The sequence below is a fragment of the Cypionkella sinensis genome, from assembly GCF_042646385.1.
Taxonomy (GTDB): Bacteria; Pseudomonadota; Alphaproteobacteria; order Rhodobacterales; family Rhodobacteraceae; genus Cypionkella; species Cypionkella sinensis.
In genome coordinates, this window is sequence record NZ_JBHRTO010000001.1 from 2,025,388 (window position 1) to 2,037,946 (window position 12,559).

General features: G+C 62.6%; 15 protein-coding genes. 5 read left to right on the forward strand and 10 right to left on the reverse strand.

All coding sequences use genetic code 11. From position 1 onward, the window contains the following. Positions 1-213: 213 nt before the first annotated feature. Positions 214-1,065: a glutathione-dependent disulfide-bond oxidoreductase gene (yghU, locus tag ACFOGH_RS10080; RefSeq protein WP_380072940.1), complete on the reverse strand. Its 852-nt coding sequence runs from the start codon at positions 1,063-1,065 to the stop codon at positions 214-216. Between the two features lie 131 nt (positions 1,066-1,196). Between yghU and ACFOGH_RS10085 the strand changes: the two genes are divergently transcribed. Next, the gene (locus ACFOGH_RS10085; protein ID WP_380072941.1) at positions 1,197-1,514 is read left to right on the forward strand and encodes a TFIIB-type zinc ribbon-containing protein; all 318 of its coding nucleotides are present in this window, start codon (positions 1,197-1,199) and stop codon (positions 1,512-1,514) included. Positions 1,515-1,524: 10 nt separating this feature from the next. Here ACFOGH_RS10085 and ACFOGH_RS10090 read toward each other — a convergent pair whose 3' ends face one another. Both ACFOGH_RS10090 and ACFOGH_RS10095 read right to left on the reverse strand, forming a co-directional pair. After that, complete coding sequence (locus ACFOGH_RS10090) at positions 1,525-1,998, reverse strand: REP-associated tyrosine transposase (RefSeq protein ID WP_380072942.1); 474 nt, start codon at positions 1,996-1,998, stop codon at positions 1,525-1,527. 44 nt (positions 1,999-2,042) lie between these two features. After that, the gene (locus ACFOGH_RS10095; protein ID WP_380072943.1) at positions 2,043-2,744 is read right to left on the reverse strand and encodes an SDR family oxidoreductase; all 702 of its coding nucleotides are present in this window, start codon (positions 2,742-2,744) and stop codon (positions 2,043-2,045) included. Between the two features lie 67 nt (positions 2,745-2,811). Between ACFOGH_RS10095 and ACFOGH_RS10100 the strand changes: the two genes are divergently transcribed. Further along, the gene (locus ACFOGH_RS10100) at positions 2,812-3,795 is read left to right on the forward strand and encodes a P1 family peptidase (protein WP_380072944.1); all 984 of its coding nucleotides are present in this window, start codon (positions 2,812-2,814) and stop codon (positions 3,793-3,795) included. A 1-nt stretch (position 3,796) separates the two neighbouring features. Here the strand turns inward: ACFOGH_RS10100 and ACFOGH_RS10105 are convergent, their stop codons facing one another. The 4 genes from ACFOGH_RS10105 to epmA form a co-directional block, all read right to left on the reverse strand. Further along, positions 3,797-4,237: a molybdenum cofactor biosynthesis protein MoaE gene (locus ACFOGH_RS10105; RefSeq protein ID WP_380072945.1), complete on the reverse strand. Its 441-nt coding sequence runs from the start codon at positions 4,235-4,237 to the stop codon at positions 3,797-3,799. Between the two features lies 1 nt (position 4,238). Then, entirely contained in the window at positions 4,239-4,487 is a 249-nt protein-coding gene (gene moaD, locus ACFOGH_RS10110) for a molybdopterin converting factor subunit 1 (RefSeq protein WP_380072947.1), read from the reverse strand. Further along, complete coding sequence (pgsA, locus tag ACFOGH_RS10115) at positions 4,484-5,149, reverse strand: CDP-diacylglycerol--glycerol-3-phosphate 3-phosphatidyltransferase (protein WP_380072948.1); 666 nt, start codon at positions 5,147-5,149, stop codon at positions 4,484-4,486. Before pgsA ends, moaD begins: the two co-directional genes overlap by 4 nt. Positions 5,150-5,248: 99 nt before the next feature. Beyond that, positions 5,249-6,301, reverse strand: a complete 1,053-nt coding sequence (gene epmA / locus ACFOGH_RS10120) for an EF-P lysine aminoacylase EpmA (protein ID WP_380072949.1) — start codon at positions 6,299-6,301, stop codon at positions 5,249-5,251. A gap of 88 nt (positions 6,302-6,389) precedes the next feature. Here epmA and efp point away from each other — a divergent pair, with 88 nt between their 5' ends. Further along, entirely contained in the window at positions 6,390-6,956 is a 567-nt protein-coding gene (gene efp / locus ACFOGH_RS10125; RefSeq protein ID WP_380072950.1) for an elongation factor P, read from the forward strand. Positions 6,957-7,261: 305 nt separating this feature from the next. On the opposite strand, the gene denD is transcribed toward efp, so the two are convergent. Continuing rightward, entirely contained in the window at positions 7,262-8,218 is a 957-nt protein-coding gene (gene denD / locus ACFOGH_RS10130; protein WP_380072951.1) for a D-erythronate dehydrogenase, read from the reverse strand. A 129-nt stretch (positions 8,219-8,347) separates the two neighbouring features. On the opposite strand from denD, the gene ACFOGH_RS10135 reads away from it, so the two are divergent. Together ACFOGH_RS10135 and ACFOGH_RS10140 are read left to right on the forward strand one after the other, a co-directional pair. Continuing rightward, on the forward strand, positions 8,348-10,303 hold the full coding sequence (locus tag ACFOGH_RS10135) for a caspase family protein (RefSeq protein WP_380072952.1): 1,956 nt from the start codon (positions 8,348-8,350) through the stop codon (positions 10,301-10,303). Next, positions 10,303-11,334 carry a S1 family serine peptidase gene (locus tag ACFOGH_RS10140; protein WP_380072953.1) on the forward strand — a complete coding sequence of 344 codons (1,032 nt, stop codon included), beginning with the start codon at positions 10,303-10,305 and terminating at the stop codon, positions 11,332-11,334. The genes ACFOGH_RS10135 and ACFOGH_RS10140 overlap by 1 nt, the downstream gene beginning before the upstream one ends. A 63-nt stretch (positions 11,335-11,397) precedes the next feature. Here ACFOGH_RS10140 and ACFOGH_RS10145 read toward each other — a convergent pair whose 3' ends face one another. Next, positions 11,398-12,180 (reverse strand): SDR family oxidoreductase, encoded by a 783-nt coding sequence (locus tag ACFOGH_RS10145; protein WP_380072954.1) that lies wholly within the window; start codon positions 12,178-12,180, stop codon positions 11,398-11,400. Then, positions 12,180-12,500 carry a nuclear transport factor 2 family protein gene (locus ACFOGH_RS10150; RefSeq protein ID WP_380072955.1) on the reverse strand — a complete coding sequence of 107 codons (321 nt, stop codon included), beginning with the start codon at positions 12,498-12,500 and terminating at the stop codon, positions 12,180-12,182. The genes ACFOGH_RS10145 and ACFOGH_RS10150 overlap by 1 nt, the downstream gene beginning before the upstream one ends. Positions 12,501-12,559: the final 59 nt, after the last annotated feature.

Below are 12,559 nucleotides of genomic sequence, written 5' to 3' on the forward strand. Positions count from 1 at the left end.
ATGCTTGGGGTCTGGGCATTTGCGCCCCGGAACCCCGAAAGGTCCCGGCGTGCAGGACGAAAGCAGGTTGCCCTGCAAGCTTTGGGGGATGCCCCTGTGACGACGCCATCGTCACGGCTTGGGGGCAGGATAATTGCCGCAGGCCCGCTTGGCAAGCCTGCGGAATTTGCACAAATTCCGGCCACGATTTCCGCGCCGAAAATCGGTTTCGCGTCAGACCACCTTGCCCCCAAAATCAGCGGCGCTATGCCGTTCTGGCACCTGCTCGGCCTCATCGCCCCAGTTCCGGTTCACGATCCGCCCACGTTTCACCGCAGGCCGCGCGTCAATCGCATCCGCCCAGCGCTTGAGGTTTTTGTAGATGCCCACATCCAGAAACTCGGCCGAATTGGCATAGCTGCGGCCCAGCACCATGCTGCCATACCACGGCCAGATCGCCATATCGGCAATGGAATAGTCCTCACCCGCGATAAACGGCACCTCGGCCAAACGCCGATCCAGCACATCCAACTGGCGCTTGGTCTCCATCGCGTAGCGGTTGATCGGATATTCGAACTTCTCCGGCGCATAGGCAAAGAAATGGCCAAAACCGCCGCCAACAAACGGCGCCGATCCCATTTGCCAGAATAGCCAGTTCATCACCTCGGTGCGCGCAGGCCCGCTGGCAGGCAGAAACGCGCCAAACTTGTCGGCCAGATGCACCAGCATCGAGCCTGATTCGAACAGCCGCAGCGGCTCAGGCCCGGTCAAATCCAGCAAGGCCGGAATTTTCGAGTTCGGGTTGACCTCGACAAACCCCGAGCCGAACTGATCACCTTTGCTGATATTGATCAGCCAGGCGTCATATTCAGCGGCATGGCCCGCGGCCAAAAGCTCTTCGAACATGATCGAGACTTTCTGACCATTCGGCGTTGCCAGCGAGTAAAGCTGAAAGCCATGCTTGCCACGCGGCAGCACCTTGTCATGGGTCGCCCCGGCAATCGGGCGATTGATACTTGCGAACTGGCCACCATTGGCGGCATCCCAGGTCCAGACCTTTGGCGGAACATAGGCTTTGTCAGACATCGAGAAATCCTTCTGGGGCGGCCTGCCCCGGACAGCGGAAAGTAAGCACGAATCCGCCCTGCGACAAGCTGGCCCGCTTGCACAAAATCCCACAGCCCCCATCTCAAGAGCGCACAACACAGGAGAAGCTTATGCACTGCCCCGTAGATAATGAGACTTTGGTGATGGCTGACCGCAACGGAGTCGAGATCGACTACTGCCCGAAATGCCGCGGCGTCTGGTTGGACCGGGGCGAGTTGGACAAGATTATCGAGCGTGCCGCAACCCCAGCCGCGCCCGCGCCGCGCGAAGCCGCCCCGATCTATCAGCCCGAACCCGGCTATCGCGCCGAACCCACGCGCCACGCGCCGCGCGACGAGCCGCGCCGCAAATATGACGACGACGATGATCGCTATCACGGCAAAAAGCGCCGCCGCGAAAGCTTTCTGGGCGATCTGTTTGATTTCTAAGTGATTGCCCTTAGCCATGCGCAGTGGCGCCCGCAATCGGGATGAATTGCGCCGCAGCGTCACTGCGGAAAGATGAATAGGGCCAAGCCTCTGGCACATCGACCAGACCGTGCCGCACCGGGTCCATCTGGCAACTGCGCATATGCAGGTTCAGATCGGCGGCATCGCGAATGCGGTGCTGCCAGAACCTGCGTTGCCAAACGCCTGTCTGGCTCTTCCTAGGCAGGCTGGCCGAAAACCGGGTCTTGATCCTGTGCCAGCGCCCTGCAGCATCGCAATCCGCCTCGGGTAAGGTCCAGATCGTGTGCAGATGATCCGGCATCACCACCCACGCCTTGATGTCAAACGGCCGCTCTGCCCGCGTCACCCGCACGGCTTGGCGCAAACGCTCGATTTCCAGCACCAAAAGATCATCACCCGGCCGCTTCAAAGCAACCGTGAAGTAAAAGCTGGGCGGGGCAAGGCTGCGCGGATCATATGTCATTCCCACAGCCTGCCCTGCCGCTGGTTAACACCGCGTTAGCGGCGTCAGACCGATCGGGTAATCCCGCCATCCACCCGCAAATTCTGCCCGGTGATATAGCCCGCCGCATCCGACGCCAGAAAGCTGACGGTGCCCGCAATCTCCGACACATCGCCGTAGCGCCCCATCGGAATCCGCGCGCGGAACTCCTCCTTTTCGGGCAGCGAGTTGATAAATCCCGGCAGCACATTGTTGATCCGAATGCCTTGCGGTGCGTATTTGTCGGCGTAAAGCTTTGTAAACGCAGCCAAACCCGCCCGAGCCACGCCCGAGGTCGGAAACGCCGGATCGGGCTCAAATGTTGCAAACGTGGTGATGTTGATCACCGACCCGCCGGTGCCCTGCGCTTCGAAAATGGGCGTCACCAGACGGATCGGGCGGATCGCCGACAGAAAATAGATGTCGATGCCCTGATGCCAACCCTCATCGGTGATATCCAGCAACGCCGCCCGCGGCCCGTGGCCTGCCGAGTTTACCAGCACGTCAATGCGGCCAAACTTCGCCATCGCTGCATCGACCACGCGCTTGACGTCATCGTTATTCTGATTCGATCCCGTGACACCCACGCCGCCCAGCTCAAGCGCCAAGGCCTCGCCCTTGCCGGACGATGACAAGATCGCCACCGCAAACCCATCCGCCGCCAGCCGCCGCGCGGCCGCAGCCCCCATGCCAGAGCCGCCCGCCGTGATCAGTGCTACCTTTTGCATTTCTGCCTCCATCTGTGCTTTGCTGGAAGCTGACACGCAGCCTCAGCAAACACCACCCGGAATTCACATGCGCCCTGGCCCGAAGAACCTGATCACCGATGTCGCGGGCCTGCGTGTGGGGCAGGCACATGATAGCCGCCTGCGATCAGGCTGCACGGTATTGACCGCAGATCACCCCTTCACTGCCGCCGTGCATGTCATGGGCGGCGCCCCCGGCACGCGGGAAACCGATCTGCTGGCACCAGACAAACTGGTGCAACAGGTTGATGCGCTTGTGCTTTCGGGCGGATCGGCGTTTGGGCTTGATGCCTGCTCGGGCGTAGCGGACGGCTTGCGCGCGCAGGGGCGCGGCTTTGCGGTTGGTGATCAGCGCGTGCCCATCGTGCCCGGTGCGATCCTGTTTGATCTGTTGAATGGCGGCGACAAGACCTGGGTGCGCAACCCTTACTACGACCTTGGGCAGCAGGCCCTGCAGAACGCGGGCACGACCTTTGCGCTGGGAACCGCGGGTGCCGGATATGGTGCGGCAACCGGCTATTGGAAGGGCGGCATCGGCTCGGCCTCACTGATCCTGCCCTCGGGGCTGACGGTCGGTGCTTTGGTCGCGGTGAACGCCTTGGGATCTGTGACAGTCAATGATGGCCCGCACTTCTGGGCCGCCCCTTGGGAATATGGTGACGAATTTGGCGGCCACGGCCCAAGCCCACAATCCGCAAGCCAGTCAGCGCCACAGCCGCGCAAACGCATGGGCGAGGCCACCACCATCGCCATCGTCGCCACCGATGCAACACTAACCCAAGCCCAAGCGCAGCGCATGGCCACCGCCGCGCATGACGGCATGGCCCGCGCCATCGTCCCGTCGCATACCCCGCTGGATGGCGATCTGATATTTGCCGCAGCCACCGCAGCACGGCCCCTGACCGATCCGCTGACCGATACGTTCCAACTGGGTCACGCCGCCGCAGTCTGCCTTGCCCGCGCCATCGCCCGCGCGATCTACCACGCCACCCCGATGCCGGGCGACTTGCAGCCCTGCTACCGCGCGCCCTAAGCTACCAACGCTTCAGCGCGGCCTCATCCACCTCGCGCGCGGCCACCCATTCGGCACCGTCCGAGGTCAGTTCCTTTTTCCAGAACGGCGCGCGGGATTTCAGGTAATCCATCAAAAACTCTGCCGCAGCAAAGGCTTCGGCCCGATGCCGCGCCGCCGTCGCCACCATCATGATCGCCTCGCCCCCCGCCAGTCGGCCATAGCGATGCACCACCAACGCATCCAACAAAGCCCAGCGGCTGCGGGCTTCCTCCACAATCGCCGTGATCGCCTTTTCCGTCATGCCCGGATAATGCTCGATCTCCATCGCCGCCAGCGCACCGCCATTGTCGCGCACCAGCCCGGTAAAGGTGACAACCGCACCGGCACCGCCCGCGTCTGCGGCGAATGCGTTGGACAGCGCCCCCAGATCGAACGGCTCTGCCTGCACGATCACACGCATCTCAGCCACCGGTCATTGGCGGAAAGAACGCAATCTCACGCACGCCAGCCAAAGCCGCGTCAAACCCGGACAACTCCTGATCCACCGCCACCCGCAGCGATGTCAGATCGTCAAAGGCCCAGGCATAACGCTCTTCGCGCAACTTCAACTCGTTGATCAGATCCATCACGGTGGCGGCTTCGGTCTCGATCCGCTCGCGCGGCACACCAATCCGCTCACGCACCCAAGCGAAATACAAAACCTCGATCATTTGTCATCCCGCAGGAACGGCAGCGCCTTGCGGAAATATTCCAGCCCCGTCATCGCGGTCAGCAAGGCCGCAATCCACATCAGCACCAGCCCCGCATCCCCGGCCACGCTTGCACAATCGCGCTTGCCACAGGCGCGGATCGGGTCGGCCAACCCCTGCGTCACAGCATCGGTATACTGCTCGGGCGTCATGCCATGCATCGCCACCCCGTTGAGGTATTCCAACCCCGTGCCAAGGAAAAGCACAGCAATCGCCACCATTTGCGCCGTGGTCTTCCACTTTGCCAACTTGGTGACTTTCAGCAGCCCCGCCTTCGCCCCCAGAAACTCGCGCAGGCCCGAGACGAATACCTCGCGGAACAAGATCACCGTCGCGGGCAGGATCAGCCACGGGTTCATCCCCGAATACCCCGTCAGCACCAGGATCGCGATCACCACCATCGCCTTGTCGGCAATCGGGTCCAGCATGGTGCCAAACTTGCTTTCCTGCTTCCACAGCCGGGCAAGATAGCCGTCAAACCAATCGGTGATCGCCGCCCCCACAAACAGCGTCAGCGCGAACCAATCCGCCCAAGGCCGCTGAAAATACAGAAACATCAGCGGCACGCCGGGCGCAGCCAGCAGACGCAGAACGGTAAGCGTGTTTGGGATCGACCATTTCATGCGCCAAGTCGTAGCCCAAGACAGGCACCGGGGGGAAGCGGCATTTCCGACGCGAAGCGCGCACAAACGCGTCAATCCGCCGAAAAACCAAGCGCAGCGTCAAGCTTCCGGCACCGGCGCCCAGATCACATCATCAATCCGCCCGGCCCCAGTCGCCAGCATCACCAGCCGATCAAACCCCAGCGCGATGCCGCTGGCAGGCGGCATGATCGCAAGCGCGGCCAGAAAATCCTCGTCCACCGGATAACGCTCGCCATAGACCCGCGCCTTTTCATCCATCTCCAGCCCAAACCGGCGGCGCTGTTCATCAGGGTTGGTCAACTCGCCAAAACCATTGGCCAGTTCCACCCCGCAGGCATACATCTCAAACCGCTCGGCCACACGGGCATCGCGCGGATGCTTGCGCGCAAGCGCCGCCTCGGCGCTGGGGTATTCATCCAGAATGGTGATCCGCCCCATACCCAGATGCGGCTCCACCCGCTCCCCCAACACCCGGCTCAGCATATCCGACCATGTATCATCCGCCGCCACCCGCAGCCCGATCCGGCGCAGTTCTGCCGCCAGAACCGCCGCCACCGGCTCACCATCCGCGCCGATCGAGGCCAGCAAATCGACCCCCGCATAGCGCTGAAACGCCTCTGCCACCGACAGCCGCTCGGGTTCCGCAAACGGGTCGCACACCCGGTCACGATAGCGCAACACCCCGCCGCCGATCTCTGCCGCCAACCGACAGAACGTTACCGCATCCGCCATCAGCACAGCGTAATCCTCGCCCACCCGATACCACTCCAGCATGGTAAACTCGGGGCTGTGCAACGCCCCCCGCTCGCGGTTGCGATAGACATGCGCAAAAGCCGCTATCCGCGTCTCACCCGCAGCCAGCAGCTTTTTCATCGCAAACTCGGGGCTCGTGTGCAGATACATCGCCCGCCCCACCCCATCATTGCCAATCGCCGTTGTCATGAACCCATGCAGATGCGCCTCATTGCCAGGGCTGAACGCCAGCGCCGCGGGGTCCACCTCGACAAACTCCTGCTCGGCCAGCCACAGCCGCAGCCTCGCTTGAATCCGGTTGCGCGCCAGCAAAATCCCCCGCCGGTCGGCATGGCGCGCAGGGTGCCACCACGGCTGATCCATATTTTCGGCTTTCATCTGGAGATTTCCTTGGCAATAGGCTAAAGGCAGCGCGATATGCCGCGCCCCCTTACACTTGGGGCCACCCAAGAACAAGGAATCTGACGTGAAAGTCATCGCCTCTTCCCTGCGCAAAGGCAACGTCGTCGAGATGGACGGCAAACTTTACGCTGTGCTCAAAGCTGAAAACTTCCACCCCGGCAAAGGCACGCCGACCACCTCTGTCGACATGCGCCGCATTTCCGATGGCGTGAAGGTCGCCGAACGCTGGCGCACCACCGAGATGGTGGAAAAAGCCACGGTCGATGAACGCGAATATGATTTCCTCTATGAAGACGGCGAAGGCTTTCACTTCATGGAACCGACCACCTACGAACAAATCGCCGTTCACCCGGATGTCGTCGGCGATGATAAACCGTTCCTGACCGATGGCATCAAAGTCTACCTGCGCACCTACGAAGGTGTGGCGATTGCACTCGAACTGCCGCAGCGCGTCAATGTCGAGATCGCCGAGACCGAACCCGTGGTCAAAGGCCAAACCGCCTCGTCCTCGTATAAGCCTGCAATCTGCACCAATGGCGTGCGCGTGATGGTGCCGCCGCATATCGGTGCCGGCACCAAGATCGTGATCAACACCGAAGATTACACCTATTACGGCCGCGTTCAGGACTAAGCCGAAAACCAATTGCCAAAGCCCGCCCGCCTTCCAGCGCGGCGGGCTTTTTCATGCGCCGTTGCCAAGCCCAATTTCAGAAAACCACAACATATTGTGGAAAATGCCGCCAATCCGCCCAAAAACCACAAGTCCATCCCAGATGGGAAGAATTTACGCTCCAGAACCGTCACGCCGGATCACGCACAAAACGCGCCAAACCGCCTTCATCTTGGCAAAAATACTCTGGGGGTCCGGGGGCCAGCCCCCGGCTTGCCCGCGCCCGCCTTCGGGCGGAAACAGGAAACGCATCGCGCCTCCCCGCCTCAGCCCTTGCGCAGATCATCCTCGATATAGGCCTGCACGATCTGGTCAAAACTGTCCTCGGCCCGAAACCCTAAGGCCCGCGCCCGGCTGGCGGCAAAGCGGCGCGGCCAGGTCTGCACAATCGCCCAAACCGCCGGGTCCGGCACATCGCGGATCAACCCCGCCACCTCCGCCCCCGCCGCCCGCGTCAGCGCGGCGATCTGCTCGGCCACCGTCACCGCAACACCCGGCAGCGTCAGATTGCGCCGCGGCCCCACCGCGCCCAGATCCATCTCTGCGGCGTGCAGAAAGAATCCCACCGCCGCGCGTGGGCTGGCCATCGTGTGCAGCCAGTCGCGCGCCACCGGCAAATCGGCGGGCAATCCGTTCAACGGCTCGCGGATGATGCCCGAGAAAAAGCTCGACGCCGCCCGATTGGCCTTCCCGGGCCGCACGCAGATTGTCGGCAGCCGCAGCCCGATGCCATCCATAAACCCGCGCCGAGTATAATCCGCCAACAGCGCCTCGCCGATCAGCTTTTGCACCCCGTAAGACGAATGTGGCGTGGGCGCAAAATCGTCGGGAATCTCCTCCGGGAACGGCCCGCCAAACACTGCCGTGGTCGAGGCATAGATCATGCGCGGCGCATAACCCGCCGCCCGGATCGCCTCGAACAACGCCCGCGTGCCATCTACATTCACCCGGTAGCCCAGATCGAAATTCGCCTCGGCCTCGCCCGAGACCACACCGGCCAGATGAAAAATCACCTCTGGCCGATGCGCGATCAACGCCACCGCCGCCCCCGGTGCCGCCAAATCCCCCACCACAGCCAGATGCGGCGCTGCCACCTCTGTCGCCACCACATCATGCAGGATTATCTGGCTGATCGGCTTGCCACCCAAAGCCCCGCGCGCCAGCAAAGCCGCCGTCAGCTTGCGCCCGATCATCCCCGCCGCACCCGTGATCAAAACCCGCATCGCATCCTCCCGTTTGGCGCCAGCAAATCACGCCCGCCGCGAATGTCAAAGCCCGATCCAGCGCATGACATCTTTCGTCACCCCCGCAAGATCGCTTGCCCGGTGCCACATCCGGGGTATTCTGCGCCGATGTTGCAGATATTTCGATCCGCCACGATTTTCCTTCTGCTGGCCGCGCTGCCGCTCCCAGCCAAGGCAGAGTTGCGCGCGGTGTTGATCGGGGTCAGCGATTATCTGACGCTGGATGCCGACCTGAAAGGCCCCGCCAACGACGTCCGCCTGATGGCCGAGGTGTTGGTCGCCCGCGGAATTGCGCCCTCGGAAATCACGGTACTGACGTCAGATACCACAGCCCTGCCCGCTGGCGTCAAAACCGCCGCGCCCACCAAAGCCGAGATCATGGCGGCCCTCACCCAAACCGCCGCCCGCGCGCAGCCGAATGACACGGTGGTGTTCTATTTCTCCGGCCACGGCGCGCAGGCCCCCGATCAAAACGGCGACGAAGGCGGCGGCTATGACGAGATTTTCCTGCCAGCCGACGCCGCAGGCTGGAAAGGCCAAGTTGGTGCTGTAGAAAACGCTCTGACCGACGATGAGCTTTACGCTTGGGCGCAACCCATGCTGTCGCGTGGGGTCAAGCTGATAGGCCTGATCGACGCCTGCCATTCCGACACCGGCTTTCGCGCCCTGCCCAGCCAAAGCGCCGTCGTGCGCGGTCTGGCACCGCAGGATCTGAACATCCCCGATAGCCTCGCCCCCAGCACCATCGCGCTAGACACCATCGCGCCAGACACGCCACCTTTGCACGGCGATTTCGTGTTCCTCTACTCCTCGCAATCCGATCAACGCTCGTTCGAATACCCCGTTGGTGACACCGGCCTCTGGCAAGGCGCCTTCACCCGCCAACTCGCCGAAGTGCTGCGCACCAGCGCCACAGCACCCTGGGCGCAAATCCTGGCCGCAACCACCGCCACGATGCAGCAAGGCACCACCCCGCAAATGCCCGATGGCGAAGGCCCGATGCTTGCCACCGATCTTTTCGGCACCCCAGCACCGCAGCGTTTTCTGGTGAAGGATGGCGTGATCCAGGCAGGCCTTCTGCAAGGCCTGAACCCCGGCGACCGCTTCTCGCTGTATCCATCCGCCGAAGGTGGCGCGGCACTGGCGCAAGTGACCTTGGCAAAAGTCGATGCCCGCAGCAGCCCGCTGCCCTCAAACACCGTCACAACCGCCTGGGCCGAGCTGGATCAACCCGCGGCCCCACCAGCCCTGCACCTCGCCGCGCCCCTGATCGCCAATCCCGGCGACGGCTACGATTATTCCGCTTGGCAGGCCGCTTTCGCAGCCATTGGCACAGGCGCTGGCCCCAGCGATCTGACCCCCATCCTGACCGACGGCACGATCGCACTCGCAGGCCCCGACGGCGCGCTTGACCCCCAAGGCCCCCACTCCACCCCGCGCATCACGCCTGAGGCAGGCGAGACAGCAGAACTTGCCCTGCAGCGCAGCTTGGATGCCGCTTCCCACAGCCTGCGCCTGCGCCACCTGTTCACCACTGTCGCGGCCCGCAGCCTGACGGCGCAGCCGCCGCTACAACTGGATTGGCAGCACAAAGCCGCGCCCGAATGTAGTGATCCCGGCCCCGCGCAGCCCGTTGATCCGGCCCAAACCGTGCAACCCTGCGATCAGCTTTGGCTTGGCTTCCAAAACACCTCGGGCCGCGATCTGGATGTGTCGATCCTGTATTTCAACGCCGATTTCAGCATAACCCCGCTATGGCCACAGCGCGGCCTGTCCAACCGGCTTGCCGCTGGCGAAAGCGGGCGCGCAGGCTTTCAGATCGACCCAGACTCGCCACCTGCGGATGAAGATATCCTTGTGCTGGCGGTCCCGGTTGATCCGGGGGCGGCGCGGGTTGATCTTACCTTGCTCGCCGATCCAGCCGCCACGCGTGGTGCGGGGGATTGGTTTTCCAACCGGCTTGATGCCGATACCGCCACCCGCAGCTTTTCCACCAAACCGCCGCCATTGCTGATGATCCGCCAAACCGTGCGGATCCGCCCCATGCCACAGGGAGAAAACTGATGAAAATTGCCGCAACTCTGCTTTGCCTGCTGATGGCCCTGCCCGTCGCAGCCGAGGTCAAACCGGATTTCAAACAAGGCCAGCCCTCGGCCTTTGATTGGGCGAAAAGCGGTGGCAAGGCGGCATATCAGGCGAAGGCCGCAACCGGGGGCAAGGTTCTGGGCGGCAAGGTCTCGGAAAAAGGCGCATGGCCCTGGCAGGTCGCGCTGCTGGTGGGTGGCGCGCCTGTGGGCCCGGATGCACAGTTCTGCGGCGGCAGCCTGATCATGGACGATTGGGTGCTGACAGCGGCACATTGCGTTCACATGCAAGACGCTGCGGGCAACTGGGGCGATCTGAACCCGAAAGAAATATCGGTGCTGGTCGGCAGCAACATCATCGCACCCGGCAAAGGCGAGGTGATTGCCGTCAAGCAGGTGTTCCGCCACCCGGATTATGTTGGCACCGCCTTTGATTTCGATATCGCCCTGCTGAAACTCGCCCGCGCGCCGCGCTTGCCACATGAGGTGATCAAGGTGCCGGATGCGGCCTTTGGTGATGAGTTGGATCAGCCGGGGGTGATCACGGTGGTGACTGGCTGGGGGCTGGTTGAAGGCGGCGGCCACCCCGACGCACTGCATGAGACCGAAATTCAGATGCTGGACCGCGGCCTGTGCAATCAATCCCTGATGGCCGCACGCACCGATGCGGCGGCCGAGGGGTTTGGCTATGCGGCAGGCATCCTCAGCCTGCGCGACGAGGATGCCTATCAGATCTGGGATGAACTGGTGGGAAAGGCTCCGCCGCCGATGAGCGAGAATATGCTGTGTTCCGGCACGTTCGAGGGCGGCAAGACCGCTTGTTCGGGTGACAGCGGCGGGCCGCTCGTGGTGCCGCTCGAGGATGGCACTTACATTCAGGCCGGGATCGTAAGCTGGGGGCTGACGGCAAAAACCGGGGAAGGCTGCGAGGAAAAGGCGCTGTTTTCAGCCTATACAAAAACCGCAGAATTCGTGCCTTGGCTGGATCAGGTGATCAACGAAAACCCCTGAAAACACGGCCCCGAGTTGGGACCGTGTTTGCAAACCATGATCACGCACCATGGCAAGGGGCCATCAGACCGTCGGGATGGTGCCGCCATCAATCACAAACTCGGTGCCCGTGATGGACGCGGCGCGGGGAGAGGCCAGAAAGGCGATCAAATCGGCCACTTCCTGCGGTTTGGCAGGTCGCCCCAATGGGATGCCGCCCAAGCTATCCATGATGATCTTTTTACCGCCTGCGAAATCTGTGCCCGCCTGCTCTGCCAAACGCTCGGCCAGCGCCACCGAAGCTTCGGTTTCAATCCACCCCGGTGAAACCCGCATCACCCGAACCCCCTTTGGCGTCACCTCTTTCGAAAGTGCCTTGCTGTAAGCTGAAAGCGCGGCCTTGGCTGCGGCATAGGCGATGGTGGATTCCGGCAGCGGCAGTTGCGATTGGATCGAGGTGACGTGGATCACCACACCCGCACCGCGCGCAACCATGCCCGGCACCAATGCGCGATCCAGTCGCACCGCCGCCATCAGGTTCTGATTGATCTCACGCGCCCACAGATCATCGGTCAATACACCAAATCCGCCGCCCGGTGACGTAGAGCCGCCCACCACATTCACCAGAATATCTACACCATCCATAGTTTCGCGTGCGGCATCGGCCAGCGCCGCGCATCCCTCGGCACTCGACAGGTCTGCCGCGCAAAAGGCGACATCGGCGGGCAAATCATCTGGCCGACTGCGCGCGCTGGTCATCACTTTGGCACCGCCTGCACGCAGCGCCGCAACAACCGCCTGCCCAACGCCCTTGCTGCCGCCAGTCACCAAGGCGCGCTGGCCAGCAAGATCAATCCATCCAGACATCAGTTGATCTCCAATTCTGTGATCAGGCCAGCATTCAGCGCGAAACTGAAATCAAGCGTCACAGGGCTGCCTTTGAAGCTGCCGGAAACCTTGGCCGTAACAACGCTGCGCCCAGCATTTTCGCGCAAAGACAGGGGCAGAACTTCGCTGACCGGGGCATTGGCGGCGATGTGCCAGGCCTTGATGTCGGCAAGACCGCGATGGGTCTGCGCCTCGTCCTGCACCACGGCATGTTCGGCAAAGCAGGTGTCGAACGATTGCCGCGTGGGGTCATTGGTCGCGGCAAAATAGGTCACAAGAGCGGGGGGGAGTGCGATCATTTTGGCATCCTTTGCGTCGTGGAATGACGCGGTTGTTGCAATAGGGGCGTTATCGCATT

Coding starts and splice junctions, on each gene's coding strand:
- ACFOGH_RS10105 (WP_380072945.1), bottom strand. CDS start 4,237: ATGCGTGTGATCGTGCAGGCAGAGCCGTTCGATCTGGGGGCGCTGTCC.
- ACFOGH_RS10100 (WP_380072944.1), top strand. CDS start 2,812: ATGCGCCCTGGCCCGAAGAACCTGATCACCGATGTCGCGGGCCTGCGT.
- moaD (WP_380072947.1), bottom strand. CDS start 4,487: ATGATCGAGGTTTTGTATTTCGCTTGGGTGCGTGAGCGGATTGGTGTG.
- ACFOGH_RS10095 (WP_380072943.1), bottom strand. CDS start 2,744: ATGCAAAAGGTAGCACTGATCACGGCGGGCGGCTCTGGCATGGGGGCT.
- ACFOGH_RS10135 (WP_380072952.1), top strand. CDS start 8,348: ATGTTGCAGATATTTCGATCCGCCACGATTTTCCTTCTGCTGGCCGCG.
- ACFOGH_RS10145 (WP_380072954.1), bottom strand. CDS start 12,180: ATGTCTGGATGGATTGATCTTGCTGGCCAGCGCGCCTTGGTGACTGGC.
- ACFOGH_RS10090 (WP_380072942.1), bottom strand. CDS start 1,998: ATGACATATGATCCGCGCAGCCTTGCCCCGCCCAGCTTTTACTTCACG.
- ACFOGH_RS10140 (WP_380072953.1), top strand. CDS start 10,303: ATGAAAATTGCCGCAACTCTGCTTTGCCTGCTGATGGCCCTGCCCGTC.
- ACFOGH_RS10085 (WP_380072941.1), top strand. CDS start 1,197: ATGCACTGCCCCGTAGATAATGAGACTTTGGTGATGGCTGACCGCAAC.
- yghU (WP_380072940.1), bottom strand. CDS start 1,065: ATGTCTGACAAAGCCTATGTTCCGCCAAAGGTCTGGACCTGGGATGCC.
- pgsA (WP_380072948.1), bottom strand. CDS start 5,149: ATGAAATGGTCGATCCCAAACACGCTTACCGTTCTGCGTCTGCTGGCT.
- denD (WP_380072951.1), bottom strand. CDS start 8,218: ATGCGGGTTTTGATCACGGGTGCGGCGGGGATGATCGGGCGCAAGCTG.
- ACFOGH_RS10150 (WP_380072955.1), bottom strand. CDS start 12,500: ATGATCGCACTCCCCCCCGCTCTTGTGACCTATTTTGCCGCGACCAAT.
- epmA (WP_380072949.1), bottom strand. CDS start 6,301: ATGAAAGCCGAAAATATGGATCAGCCGTGGTGGCACCCTGCGCGCCAT.